Source organism: Paraclostridium benzoelyticum (assembly GCF_001006285.1).
GTDB classification, from domain to species: Bacteria; Bacillota; Clostridia; order Peptostreptococcales; family Peptostreptococcaceae; genus Paraclostridium; species Paraclostridium benzoelyticum.
In genome coordinates, this window is the sequence record NZ_LBBT01000011.1 from 1 (window position 1) to 14,203 (window position 14,203).

A 14,203-nucleotide genomic window follows, 5' to 3' on the forward strand; every position below is an offset into this window, starting at 1 on the left:
AAAATAGATAAATACACTAACTACTATATAACTAATGAGGGTATATGTGTATATTTTAATCCATATCAAATTAGTGATAGAAAAAACATTTATGATTTTAAAATTCCAGTTACAGTATTTAATAACAAGATAAAAGACATAAATACAAACCCAATAGTGGCACAAATAGACACTCAAACTATAACTAAAAACAATATATATTTAAATAGTATAATAAATGTACCAATTATAATAACTGAAAATAAAAATATTGAGAAAAATATAAATGAACTTATAAAAAATGATATAATGGATGGATATTTTAAAGCAGAAGAAGAAGCTAAAAATTTTTTGGAAAATACACCTAAAGAATATATAACTCCTTATATATACAATGTAGACTTTGATGTTAAGAAAAATAGTGACTCAATGTTAAGTATTGTCGTTACTATTTATCAATATAGTGGAGGCGCTCATGGATATTATGAGAATGGATCTTATAATATATTTATAGAAAACGGCCAAAACTTAAATTTAAAAGATTTATTCAAAGAAAACTCAGATTATAAGAATGTTATAAATGGTTTAATAAGGGATGAAATAAAAGAAAATAAACAAGAATACAGTTTTAAGTCAATTTCTGAAAATCAAAAATTTTACATTCAAGATGATAATCTAGTAATATATTTTGATTTATATGAAATAGCTCCTTTTGCAGGTGGAATTCCAGAGTTTAGAATAAGTGCAGATAAAATAAATCACATTTTAAATGAAAAATATATAAATATATTTAAATAGTGTAGTAATGTTACTACACTATTTAAATTTTTCGATTAAATTGTTGGATTTAAAGAAGCTATTTTTGTAACTGCAACATAAACCCTAGAAAGTTCATACCATGTTTTAAAATCTACAATTCCACTTTGAGGCAATCCGAATATACCTTGAAATACCTTAACTGAGTTTGCGGTATCTTGACCAAATACTCCATCTTCTTTAACTTTAGGAATTGCAGGATATCCCTTAGATATAGCGTTTAATTGATTTTGAATAGTTCTAACATCTTTACCTGTAGACCCAATTTTAAGAGCTTCACCAGGGAAGGAAACAGGAACTCCGCTTACTATTGGAGCTTTTTCAAGTATTATACTTTCCCCATAAAATTTTCTTAAAATTTCTTCATAACTAAGTCCTTGATCTCCTAAATTTTTACTTCCCCATTGTGTCATTTGACCAGGACATTGAGATTTATTACCATCACAATATTGAGCTAAGAGAGGTTGCCTAGCAGTTGGAGGTCTTTTTATAAAAGTGTTGAAAACTTCATCCACAGCAATGCTTATAGTATCGAATACATTTCTCTCATGAATATATTTATGGTCATAAGCAGTAGTTGATGTAATCGTAAAAGAGTATCCTTTACTTCTATACCATTCAGTAAAAACTCTATTTAATGTAAATGAGACAATTGCTATTACGTTAGCCAGTATTGTTTCCGTTGGCCATGTAGAATAAATTTCTGAAGAAGCAACATTTTTTACATAGTCCTTAAAATATACCCAATAGTTAGAGGCATTTTTATTTTCAGGTAATCCATCATGGACAACTACAAATTCAGGAACTACTGGATTATCTAAAACAACGAATCCTGTTGGAGGTGGAATCGGCTTTAAGTCACTTTCAGGAATTTTAGGAGGATAAGTTCCCCACAATGTATGAGCTCCTATATCTACTACTATTTCATTTTGTCTACTATATGAACGTTTACTTCTTTGACGAGGTACCATCTGTATGCCTTGCTGAGCTATAACCGTTGCCAAAACTTGTGTACCATTAATTATAATTGTTTCGTATCCATCTTTGATAACCTCTACTATATATTGGCTGTAAGGTCTTACATCGCTTGGTTGTTGAGAATATATTAAATCTGGAGCAGCTAGATTTAAACCTACAACCTGACCGGAGATATCAGTTTTTAAATTTTGATAAATTACTGTCGAGGCTTTGTTGTCATCTCCAACGGAGTATACATTTACGTTTGCACCTACAACTGGAAAGTTAGTAGTGCTGTCTACCACGCTAACAGTTAAAAAACCATCTTGCATAAAAAAACTCCTTTCTTATATAAAATCAACTTATCTATACATAGTATGAATAAAAGTATTATTTTGTTAAGATATTTGGAAATAATATAATATGAATGATAAAAAAGAAAGGTAATGCAAAAAATGAAATTAGACTTACTAATAATATCCCTAGCGCCTACAATAGCGATTTTAATATGGATATATATAAAAGATAAATACGATAAAGAACCTATAAAGGTGCTTATAAGATTATTTTTTATAGGTACATTGATAAGTATACCTGCAATAGCTATTGAAGATATATTACTTAAAGCTAAGATTGATAATTCGCATTTAAACTTAATCTACACTGCATTTGTAGTAGCAGCTGCAACAGAAGAAATTTTAAAAGTTATGATTTTGATTCCTTATACTTTAAGAAGTAGGCATTATACAGAAAAGCTGGATGGAATAGTTTATAGTATATTTACAACTCTTGGATTTGCTACAATAGAAAATCTTATTTATATTTTTCACGGGAATCAATTAAATTTATTACAAATTGGATTAGCTAGAGCTGTAATATCTATTCCTGCACATGTTTTATTTGCAATAAATATGGGATATTACTTATCTATGTATAAGTTTAATTTAGATAAGCCTAAAGTAAGAAAAGTATTTTTAGTTAAGCTTATTTTAATACCTATAGTTTTACATGGAGTATTCGATATTTTAGCTATGATAAAAACTACATGGGCTTCTATAAGTTTTGTTATTTACTTAATCTATCTATGGAAAATAAGTTTAGATAAATTAGATGAATACACAGATTATGCGAGAAGGCGTTTTTTAAGATTAAAGAAAAATAAACATAAAAAATAAATAGGAGTGATTTTATGAGTTATATAAACAAAAGTCAGGAACTAGTAATATCTAAGTTCTTGAAAAGATGTGATTATGATGGTGTTTTAGATATATTAATTGAATGTGGAATAGAGAGTGGAGATTTATATTATTTATTGAAATCGTGTAAATATGCAACCAACTTTGACTTTAAAACAGCACTTAAACTTACTAAAAATTTAAGTGAGCAAATGTTAGATAGAAAAGAAATTAAAAATCTTATAACTAATTTAGAAAATTTAAATAAAGGTGAACCAGAAGATATCTTATCAGAGTTAATTGAAAATATAAAAATTCAAATTATTAATGAAGAATATATAGATTTTTTAGGAAGGTTATATAGATTAAAAGAAGCTTTATTTAAATATATATTTGTTAATACGAAAGAAGGTAAAAGGTATACTGTATCAATGCATGGAAATATGGTGTCTAAGAAAAATATACTATATACACTAAAAAAGAAGTATAATATATATAATGGTAATCTTATACATGGTGTAACTCAGTATATAAAAAGATATCTAAAACAAACTAAAAGGATGGACAGAGTTCTTGAAATACTAAATAGTGAAAAACTTGAAAATTTAATAAGGCTTAGAAATGAAAGTCCTGTAGGCCATGGATTTAGAGGTGTAAGTAAGGAAGATATTGAAAAAATTTATGGCAGTCCTATGGAAGTCGTATATGACTTGATAAAGGCTTGTGAACTTTTAGATTTGGGAATAAATACTAAAAAGTATGAACATATAAACGATATAGTTATAGAACTCTTATCTAAGTATGTAGAACATGGAGGAGATGGTGAATTTGAGCGCAAATGTTAAAAAGGAAATAATAGAATGGATAAAAATTATAGTTACCTCACTAGTAATAGCACTTGTAATAACTCACTTTGTTAGACCTACATTAGTACAAGGATCATCAATGTATCCAACACTTGAGGAAAAAGACTATTTAATAATAAATCGAGTTGCCTATAATCACAAAGAGCCTCAAAGAGGAGATATTATAGTTTTTAAATCTGATTTAGTGCAAGCTAATGGAAAAGAAAAAGATTTAGTAAAAAGAGTTATAGGTATTCCTGGTGACCATCTTAAGATTACAAATGGAGATGTGTATATAAATGGAAAGCTTCAAAATGAACCATATATACATGGTCAAAAAACTGAAGGTGAAATAGACACAACTATTCCAAAAGGATATATATTTGCAATGGGAGACAACAGAGGTAATAGTATGGATAGTAGAGATCCTGATGTTGGGATAGTAAAAGAAAGTGATATAATGGGTAAAGTTGTGATTAGATTATTACCTTTTAATAAAATTGGTAAAGTTTCATAGGAGTTTAAGATGAAATTAGGAATATCTGCTTTAGTTAATGAAATAGATAGTGCTATTTATATATGTAAAACAAATAAAAATATAAATCATATAGAAATAGGTATAGACAATTTAATTGAATGTAAAAAGGTTTTATTATATAAAGATGAATTTAAAAGAAATAACATAAGCGTAGGTATCCACTTGCCTATGGAGCTGAATACTTGCGAAAATATAGAATATATAAGAAATTCATGGGTAAATTTTATATATGAAATTAATTTAGAATTAAAAGAACTTGCTATAAAATATTTTAATCTGCACTTAGGATATGTAATAAATTCGAGATTTAAGAAAAATAAGAAAAAGTATTTAGATAATTCTATAAAGTTTCTACAGTCAATAAACTTAAAAAATAAACATGTTTTTATAGAAAATACATATACAAATGGTGGAGATATATGTAATATAGGAACAACCGTAAATGAATTTGAATATATATTAAATAATATAGATAATATTGAGTTTTGCTATGATACAGGTCATAACTTAATAAATTCAGACTGCTTTTTAGATGCGTTAGGTTCTAAAATGAATTTAATGCACCTAAGTGATAATAATGGTAAAGAAGATTTGCATGTTGGAATTGGAAAAGGAATTTTGAACTTAGAAGGTTTAAAAGATTTAATGTCTATGAAGGTTCAATATGCAGTTTTGGAAATTAAATATGAAGATATAGATGAATCTATAAAAGTATTAGAACGGTTTATGTAAAATAAATCGTTCTAACTTTATAAATAGACATATTAAAGGATAGGAGAAAGATTTATGGAAAATATAAATGTAAAAATTAATAATAAAAATTATGAATATCCTAAAGATGTAGCTTTAGCTATAATAGCAAAAGATTTAAGTAATGAATATAAGGGTATAGTAACAATAGGAAAAATAAAAAATAAATTAAAAGATTTAAACAGTACTTTAGATAAAGGTTGCGATTTAGAATTAATTGATACAACTAAACCAGATGGAATGAGAGTTTATATGAGAACGTTATCTTTGGTTTTCATAAAAGCATGTGAAGAAATTTTTAATGGGTGTAAGGTTACAATAGAGCACTCATTATCAAATGGATTATACTGCGAAATAAAAAACAATAAAAGTGAAGTTACAGAAGAAGATATAGAAAAAATCAAGACGAAAGTAAAAAGTATAATAGAATCTGATTTAAAAATAGAAAAGATTGTTACAGATAAAGAAGAAGCAATAAAAATGCTTAAAAAAAGTAATAAAAATGTAAAGGCAGAATTATTAAAGTATAAAGAATATGAAGATGTGAAATTATATAAATGCGGTGGATATATAAATCATTTTTATGGTCATATGTTACCGTCTACTAGCCATGTTAAAACTTTTGATATAAAAAAATGGCAATCGGGAGTAGTTATATTAGGACCAAGTAAAGAAAACAAAAGTGAACCTCAGAGCTTTGTACCTCAACCAAAGCTTTCTAATATATATAAAGAGTCAGAAGTTTGGTCAGAACTTATTGGAATAGACAAGGTTGCTAGTTTAAATGAGGCTATAGAAAATAAAAAATATGGAGAAATAATTAGTATAGTTGAAGCTTTGCATGAAAAGAAGATATCTCAAATTGCAGATATAATAAAAGAAAACAATAAAAGAGTTATATTGATAGCTGCACCATCTTCGTCTGGAAAAACAAGTTTTGCACATAGATTATCTATACAATTAAAAGTTAATAACTTGCATCCAGTTCCTATTTCATTAGATGATTACTTTGTTGACAGAGAAGCTACCCCTTTAGATGAGTTTGGAAACTATGACTTTGAATCTATATATGCGATAGATTTAGAGTTATTTAATAGTGATTTAGAAAAATTATTAAAAGGTGAGGAAATTAAACTCCCAAAATTCAACTTTAAAACAGGAAAAAGAGAATTTAGTGGAAAAACTTTAAAAATTGAAAAAGACCAACCTATTATTTTAGAAGGTATACATGCATTAAATCCGATGCTAACACAGAGTATAGATGATAAGGATAAATTTAAAATATATATAAGTGTTCTTACTCAAATAAATTTAGATAACCATAATAGAATACCAACAACAGACTTAAGACTTATAAGAAGAATAGTTAGAGACTATAATTTTAGAGGATATAGCGCTGAAAAAACTATTTTAAATTGGTGGTCAGTAAGAAGAGGAGAAGATAAAAATATATTCCCTTATCAAGAAGAAGCTGATATAATGTTTAACTCAGCTTGTTTATATGAGTTAGCGGTTTTAAAAAAATATGCAAAACCACTTTTAGAACAAATTGAAGATGACAACGAAGCGTTTATAGAGTCTAATAGAATATTAAAGTTTTTACAATATTTTGTAGAGTTAGATGATGAATTAGATATACCTCCGACATCTATAATTAGAGAGTTTATTGGAGGTAGTCGAATTGTTGATTAGACTTGGAATCCTGGGAAGTTGACATAAACCCAGGATTTTTTGTATTATATTATTTATAATATTGTGACGTTATTAAAAAATAAGGAGGAATGTGTATGGAAAATGTATTAGAACAAATACTTGAGGATAACAGAAAATATACAAATTATGGACATGTAGCAACTTATATACCGGAACTTAAAAACGCAAGACAAGATGATTTAGGAATATGTATGATTGATATGAATAATGAAATTCATACGGCTGGAAATTTTGATAAAAAGTTCACAATTCAGAGTATATCTAAGCCTATAATATTAGCTTTAGTACTTAGCGAGAATGATTGGGAGTATGTGTTTTCAAAAGTTGGAATGGAACCTAGTGGAGATCCATTTAACTCTATTATGAAATTAGAAACGAAAGAATCTAAGAAGCCTTGTAATCCTATGATAAATGCAGGAGCTATAGTTACAACTTCCATGATAAAGGGAAAGGATCTTAAAGAAAAAGAAGAAAAGATGTTAAACTTTTTTAGAATACTAGCTAAAAATGATAATTTAAAAATAAATTATGATGTATATGAATCGGAGAAGTTAACAGGAGATAGAAATAGAGCTATGGCTTATCTTTTAAAAAATGATGGATTTATAGAAGGTGATGTAGAAGAAGTTTTAGACTTATATTTCAAGCAATGTTCTATAGAAATTGACTGTATAGACTTAGCAAGAATAGGAGTTAATTTAGCATCTTATGGAGTCGATATTGAAACGGGAGAAAGACTTATAGATGAAAGAATATCACGTATAGTTAAGACATTTATGGTAACGTGTGGAATGTACGATGCATCTGGAGAATTTGCAATAAAAGTTGGGATTCCTGCAAAATCAGGTGTTGGAGGAGGAATATTAGCTTCAGTTCCTAAAAAGATGGGAATTGGAATATACGGCCCTGCTCTTGACAAAAAAGGCAATAGTATTGCGGGGATAAAGATATTACAATCTTTAAGTGAACAGTATAAAATAAATATATTCTAAAATAGAGAATTTTTTGACAATTACGATTTGATAATATATAATTATTTATATAATTAAATATTTTTATGGGTGGTGGGGGAATGAAAGAAGTTTTAGTACTAAGAGATTTAGAGTGCATAAAAGCAATTGCACATCCGAGAAGGATAGATATTTTGAATGCGTTTAAATCAATTCCGTTGTCAGCAAAACAACTATCTCAATTATTAGATGAGCCGCATGCAAAGATAAATTACCACATAAAGACTTTGTATAAGGTTGGGGTTTTAGATTTAGTAGAAGAGAAGGTTAAATCAGGAATTGTTGAGAAGTATTATTATCCTACAGCTAAGCATATTGTTATAGGGAAGAATGCTTTAAATTTTAATAGTGATGCAGAAAATAAAAATATGGGGGATATATGCATATCGAAGTTTGAAAATATGAGTAACTCTTTTTATAAAGCTATAGAAGAAAATGATATAGATAGCGAGTACATAGCTAATTATAATCAAGTTTGTTTAAGTAAAAGTGAAATAAAAGAGTTAGCCAATACCATAGAAGAAAAAATTAATGAGATTGTATTAAATAGAAAACATGATGAATCTGAGATGAAATACGACTTAGCATTAATAACGATACCATTAGATGAAAAATGTAAAGCATAAAGTATCAACAAAATTTGTTGATGCTTATTTTTTTGGGTATATTATAAATGAATATAAAATTTAGGAGGGAACATATTGATAGTAATAGGACCACACGTTTCGATAGCAAAAGGTTTTGCAAAAGCTGCAGAAACAGCTGTAAATATAGGAGCTAATACATTTCAATTTTTTAGTAGAAATCCAAGAGGTGGTAATGCTAAATCTTTTGATGAAAAAGATATAATGAAATTTCAACAAATAAGAAAAGATAATAAATTTGGGCCACTATTAGCACATGCCCCATATACAATGAACTTAGCTGGTGCAAAAGAGGAAGTTTATGAATTTGGAAGAATGGTTATAAAAGAAGATATTCAGAGAATGGATTCTTTAGGAATAGAATATATGTGTTTTCATCCAGGTAGCCATGTTGGATCAGGCGTAGATACAGGTATAGATAAAATAGCTAATGCGCTTAATGAAGCTATAACTGGAAATGAAAATATAGTAGTATTACTTGAGACAATGTCTGGAAAGGGAACTGAAATAGGGTTTAGTTTTGATCAGGTAAAGGCTATAATCGATAAGGTTGAACATAATGAAAGGCTAGGCGTATGTTTAGATACTTGTCATGTATTTTCAGCTGGATATGATATTGTTAATGATTTAGATTCGGTTTTAGATGATTTTGATAATATTATAGGTTTAGATAAATTAAAGGCAGTCCACCTTAATGACAGCATGATGCCTTTTGGAGCGAAAAAAGATAGACATGCTTGTATTGGAGAAGGTGAGATAGGATTAGATGCAATAATAAGATTTATTACTCATCCTAAGTTAAGACATTTACCGTTTTTCTTAGAAACTCCATTAGAAGATGAGGGGCATAAAAGAGAAATTGAAATGATAAAAGATATTATAAAACAAATACAATAAAATCATATATAATATAAAAATAAGAGACGATATTTAGAAAGTATCGTCTTAATTTATAAAAATGCAAATTAATTGTTTAGGAAGACAAAAAAATGAAATAAAATTGGGGGATGATTTATGAGAAAATTAGGAAGCACTAATATTGAATTAAATAGAGTTGGGTTTGGAGGGATTCCAATACAAAGAATAACTCAAGAAGATACAAATTTAGTTATAAATGAACTTATAAATCAAGGAATAAACTTTATAGATTCAGCCAGAGGATATACTATAAGTGAAGAGTACATAGGGAATGCAATTGAAGGTAAAAGGGACAAATTTATATTAGCTACTAAAAGTATGTCTAGAAGCTATGATGATATGATAAGAGATGTAAATATAAGTTTAAATAATTTTAAAACTGAATATATAGATTTATACCAACTTCACAATTTAAAGCCAGATGAATATGATGAAATATTTGATGATGATATGTCTTATGCAGCTCTTTTAAAATGTAAAGAAGAAGGAAAAATAAAGCATATAGGAATAACGAGTCACAGTATAGATACAATAAAAAAAGCAGTAAATAGTGGTAAGTTTGATACAATTCAGTTTCCGTATAATATAGTAGAAGATCAAGCTGATGAAATATTTAAAGAAGCTAATAAAAATGGGATAGGGGTAATAGTAATGAAGCCTCTTGCTGGAGGAGCTATTGACAATGCAAAATTAGCTATAAAATATATATTATCTAAAGACTATATAGATGTAGTTATACCAGGTATGGATAGTGTAGATCAAGTTATTGAAAATACATCAGTCTTAAAAAATCTTAATATAACTGATGAAGAAAATTTAGAGATAAAAGACATTATAGAAAAATTAGGGAATAGATTTTGTAGACGTTGCGAATACTGTATGCCTTGCCCTGTAGGGATAAATATACCTATGAATTTTTTACTTGAAGGATATTATAGTAGATACAACTTAAAAGAATGGTCAAAAGATAGATATAAAAGTTTAGATGTAAATGCTTCTAATTGTATAGAATGTGGTAAGTGCGAAAATAAGTGCCCATATGAATTACCTATCAGAGAAATGCTAAAAGACGTATCAAATATTTTAGGGTAAAAAAATCCCCCTATTAAAGGGGGATATACTATTTTCTAGTAATAGTATAGTCAACTTTATACTCAGACAAAGGATATAACTCTATTTCTACTCTTGGATTTTCCTTATCTATAAAATCAAACAAAAGAACTGGTTTTAGTTGTTTGTCATTTTTTATAATACCACTTTTTTCTATTCCATCACATATACTTTTAGGATAGTTATGTAAATCACCCATTTTTTTATTTGGAAAATATAATTTTAATACAGTTATAAGATCCTCTTCTATGCAAGGACCATCGTATTGTGTATTTATATATCCAGCAATCATATTTTCATATGCTAAGTATTTAGAGTGCTTTCCTTTAGATGGCATCCATGATTGACCATGAATATTGTGAAGTTTAAAATTGGATTTACTTATTGGTCTCCCTGGAATTGTTAACTTTATCATATATACCACATCCTTTATACCTTAGTTATTATAAATGTAAATAGAAATTAATGAAAGGAAAATTTATGGATAAGAATAAATTAAAAGAATTTTGTAAAAGTATAGGAATTAATTGTGTAGGGATAGCAGGAATTGGACCTTATTACGATTTAGAAAATATTATAAAAGATAGAACAAAAAAAGATTTTATAACAGGAATGGAAGAAACAGATGTTGAGAAAAGAGTTAATCCAAGGGCTACTATGGAAAATGCAGAGAGTATAATCGTATGTGCTTTCCCGTACTTCGTTGGAGATGTAGTAGATTCTAATTTATCAAAGTATTGTTATGGAATGGATTATCATATAGTTGTAAAAGAAAAATTACAACAAATTGCAGATTATATAGATAGTGAAACTGAAGAATTTCAATATATGGTTTTTGTAGATAATGGACCGTTAGTAGATAGATATTTAGCAAGTATAAGTGGGATAGGGTATTATGGAATAAATAACAATATAATAACTGATGAGTATGGATCTTTTGTGTTTATAGGATATATAATAAATAACTATTATTTTGAACCAGATAAAAAAAGCGAAAAATCGTGTGTTAAATGTGGAAAATGTATAACATCTTGTCCTGGAAAAGCTATATTAGGTGACTTTGAAATGAATCCTAAAAAATGTTTATCATATGTAACTCAGAAAAAAGAAGATTTAAGTGAAGATGAAAAAATTGCATTGAAAAATAATAAAAAAATATTTGGATGTGATATATGCCAAGATGTATGCCCACACAACATAAGTATCTCAAAAACAAATATTAAGGAATTCAAAGAAGAATTGATATACAATTTAAAAGAAGAAGAAATAAATAATATATCAAACAAAGAATTTAGAAGAAGATATAAAGAAAAAGCTTTTAGTTGGAGAGGTAAAAAGATAATACAAAGAAATATTGAAATACTAGAAAGATAAAACTTTTAACTTGTACAGTTAGAAGTTTTTTATTTTTTTACTTAACATTTAGTAGATAGAAACATATTATATAAAAAGGAATTTTAAAGGGGGATGGATATGGCTAGATATGCTAATACCTCTCAACTAGAGGGCTTAAATGAGATAATAGGGCAAGAAAATGCAACAAAAGCTATGGAGCTTGGACTTAAAATAGATAATCCTGCATATAACATCTTTGTAGCTGGGGATAGTGGAACAGGGAAAACTACTTATGTACTTAGTGCTTTAAAAATGCATGCAGAAAATAAAAATGATCATAAAGACTGGTGCTATGTATACAACTTTGAGAACAGCAGAGAACCTATAGCTATTGCACTGGATAAAGGTATGGGTAAATTGTTTAAGAAAGATATGGAAAAGTTAATAGAGAGTTTATTGGATGAACTTAAGGATGCATTCGAAAGTGAAGAATTTGAAATAAGCAAAAATGAATTATTAGATGATTTTGAAATTGAAAAAGAAAACTTACTCCAAAAAATTAAGAAGTATGGAGAAGAAAAAGGATTTAAATTAAAAAATAGTAAGGTAGGCATGATTTTCACGCCACAAGATGAAGAGGTAGATACAACTTCTGAAGAATTTTATAAAGTTAAAAAGGAATTAGAAAATGCAGCTATACAAATTGCATATAAAATTAAAGATATAGAAGAAGATGCAAAAGAAGCTCTTTTAGATTTAGAATATGAAGTAGGGAAATATATAGTAGATCCACATATAGATAGTTTGCTTGAAAGATATGGACACTTTGAAAAAGTAAGAAAGTATTTAGATGATACTAAAAATGATATTTTAGAATATGTGTACTTATTCTATATGGATGAAGAAGATTTGAAAGAAAAGTACGATAAAGAACACTTTACAAAATATAAAGTGAACTTGTTGGTAGATAATGGATTAGATAGATGTGGGGCACCTGTAGTTGTGGAAATAAACCCAAGTCCAGCAAACTTATTTGGGAAGGCGGAATACGAGTACTATAATGGTACTGTAAAAACAGATTTCACTAAGTTGTTACCAGGTGCAGTGCATAAAGCTAATGGGGGTTACTTAGTACTGTATGTAGATCAACTTCTGAGATACAATTTATCTTGGGATATACTTAAAAAAACAATACAACAAGGTGAAATAACTTTAGATACACAAACAGCTATAAAGCCAGAAAAGATACCTGTTAACATAAAAGTAGTGCTTATAGGAAATAACTATATGTATAATTTATTATACAACTATGATCCTGAGTTTAATAAGTATTTTAAAATATTTGTAGACTTTGACAATGAAATGAAGAAAAATGATTATAATGAAACTAGATTGGCAAACTTTATAGCTTCATATTGTAATAGTAACAATTTAAATCATTTTACTTATGAAGGTGTAGAGCAAGTCGTTAGGTATAGTACTAGGATAACAGGTAATAGAGAAAAATTATCAACTAAATTTAATAAAATTGTAGAGATTTTAGTAGAAGGAGATGCTTATTCAAAAATAAGAGGATCTAAATATGTAGATAAAGAAGATGTATTAAAAGCAATTAAAGAGAGAAGAGAAAGATTTAGTAAAATAGAAAAGAAAATGGATGAATCTATAGAAAATGGATTTACATTAATATCAACAAATGGATCTAAAGTTGGGGTTATAAATGGATTATCAGTTTTAAATATGGGTGAGTACTCATTTGGAAGACCTTGTAGAATAACAGTTACTACAGCACCTGGAAGTTCTGGAATTGTAAATATAGAAAGAGAAGTTGAAATGAGTGGACCTATACACAGTAAGGGTGTCCTTATATTAAATGGATTTTTACTAGAAAATTTAGCACAGGAATTTCCTTTATCACTTAATGCAAATATATGCTTTGAACAAAACTATGGTGGTGTAGATGGAGATAGTGCATCCGGAGCTGAGCTTTATGCAATGTTATCATCATTAAGTGGTGTTCCTATAAAACAAAATATTGGTGCAACTGGTTCTATAAATCAAAAAGGAGATATACAAGTTGTAGGTGGAGTTACTGAAAAAGTAGAAGGATTTTATTATGCATGCAAGAAAAAAGGTTTAACAGGAAGTGAAGGTGTAATATTACCAAGGAATAACCTTAGAAATTTAGTTCTTGTTGAAGAAGTAAGAAATGCTATAAATGAAGGTAGATTTCATATATATCCTATAGATAGAATTGAAGAGGCTATAGAAATATTGACAGATAAAACTTTTGAAGAAGTTAAAAGTTTAGCTATTGAAAAATTAAAAAAATATAGTGAATTAGAGAAATAAAAAATAAAGGAACTGCATTTTTACTGCAGTTCCTTTATTTTGGTCAAATAACAAAATATTA

At 27.8% G+C, this 14,203-nt stretch carries 14 protein-coding genes; 12 read left to right on the plus strand and 2 right to left on the minus strand.

Features of this window, described 5'->3' with window-relative positions:
* Positions 1 to 777: DUF3298 and DUF4163 domain-containing protein (locus VN21_RS00375; RefSeq protein ID WP_052951927.1), on the plus strand; the 777-nt coding region annotated here is incomplete at its 5' end.
* A gap of 35 nt (positions 778 to 812) precedes the next feature.
* Here the strand turns inward: VN21_RS00375 and sleC are convergent.
* Entirely contained in the window at positions 813 to 2,084 is a 1,272-nt protein-coding gene (gene sleC, locus VN21_RS00380) for a spore cortex-lytic germination protein SleC (RefSeq protein WP_046821520.1), read from the minus strand.
* A gap of 114 nt (positions 2,085 to 2,198) precedes the next feature.
* Between sleC and VN21_RS00385 the strand changes: the two genes are divergently transcribed.
* The 9 genes from VN21_RS00385 (at position 2,199) to VN21_RS00425 (ending at position 10,437) form a co-directional block, all read left to right on the plus strand.
* Complete coding sequence (locus tag VN21_RS00385; RefSeq protein WP_084821880.1) at positions 2,199 to 2,927, plus strand: PrsW family intramembrane metalloprotease; 729 nt, start codon at positions 2,199 to 2,201, stop codon at positions 2,925 to 2,927.
* Positions 2,928 to 2,941: 14 nt separating this feature from the next.
* Positions 2,942 to 3,772, plus strand: a complete 831-nt coding sequence (locus tag VN21_RS00390; protein WP_046821522.1) for a hypothetical protein — start codon at positions 2,942 to 2,944, stop codon at positions 3,770 to 3,772.
* Positions 3,756 to 4,289 carry a signal peptidase I gene (gene lepB, locus VN21_RS00395; protein ID WP_046821523.1) on the plus strand — a complete coding sequence of 178 codons (534 nt, stop codon included), beginning with the start codon at positions 3,756 to 3,758 and terminating at the stop codon, positions 4,287 to 4,289. Before VN21_RS00390 ends, lepB begins: the two co-directional genes overlap by 17 nt.
* Before the next feature lie 9 nt (positions 4,290 to 4,298).
* Complete coding sequence (locus tag VN21_RS00400; RefSeq protein WP_046821524.1) at positions 4,299 to 5,042, plus strand: sugar phosphate isomerase/epimerase family protein; 744 nt, start codon at positions 4,299 to 4,301, stop codon at positions 5,040 to 5,042.
* A 54-nt stretch (positions 5,043 to 5,096) separates the two neighbouring features.
* Positions 5,097 to 6,752, plus strand: a complete 1,656-nt coding sequence (locus VN21_RS00405) for a nucleoside kinase (protein WP_046821525.1) — start codon at positions 5,097 to 5,099, stop codon at positions 6,750 to 6,752.
* 95 nt (positions 6,753 to 6,847) lie between these two features.
* On the plus strand, positions 6,848 to 7,765 hold the full coding sequence (gene glsA / locus VN21_RS00410) for a glutaminase A (protein WP_046821526.1): 918 nt from the start codon (positions 6,848 to 6,850) through the stop codon (positions 7,763 to 7,765).
* An 80-nt stretch (positions 7,766 to 7,845) separates the two neighbouring features.
* The gene (locus tag VN21_RS00415) at positions 7,846 to 8,409 is read left to right on the plus strand and encodes a winged helix-turn-helix domain-containing protein (protein WP_046821527.1); all 564 of its coding nucleotides are present in this window, start codon (positions 7,846 to 7,848) and stop codon (positions 8,407 to 8,409) included.
* A gap of 75 nt (positions 8,410 to 8,484) precedes the next feature.
* Positions 8,485 to 9,324: a deoxyribonuclease IV gene (locus VN21_RS00420; protein ID WP_046821528.1), complete on the plus strand. Its 840-nt coding sequence runs from the start codon at positions 8,485 to 8,487 to the stop codon at positions 9,322 to 9,324.
* 117 nt (positions 9,325 to 9,441) lie between these two features.
* Positions 9,442 to 10,437: an aldo/keto reductase gene (locus VN21_RS00425; protein WP_046821529.1), complete on the plus strand. Its 996-nt coding sequence runs from the start codon at positions 9,442 to 9,444 to the stop codon at positions 10,435 to 10,437.
* 28 nt (positions 10,438 to 10,465) lie between these two features.
* Here the strand turns inward: VN21_RS00425 and VN21_RS00430 are convergent, their stop codons facing one another.
* Complete coding sequence (locus VN21_RS00430) at positions 10,466 to 10,870, minus strand: RusA family crossover junction endodeoxyribonuclease (protein WP_046821530.1); 405 nt, start codon at positions 10,868 to 10,870, stop codon at positions 10,466 to 10,468.
* Positions 10,871 to 10,935: 65 nt separating this feature from the next.
* Between VN21_RS00430 and queG the strand changes: the two genes are divergently transcribed.
* On the plus strand, positions 10,936 to 11,829 hold the full coding sequence (gene queG, locus VN21_RS00435) for a tRNA epoxyqueuosine(34) reductase QueG (RefSeq protein ID WP_046821531.1): 894 nt from the start codon (positions 10,936 to 10,938) through the stop codon (positions 11,827 to 11,829).
* Between the two features lie 99 nt (positions 11,830 to 11,928).
* Complete coding sequence (locus VN21_RS00440; protein WP_052951928.1) at positions 11,929 to 14,142, plus strand: Lon protease family protein; 2,214 nt, start codon at positions 11,929 to 11,931, stop codon at positions 14,140 to 14,142.
* Positions 14,143 to 14,203 lie beyond the last annotated feature (61 nt).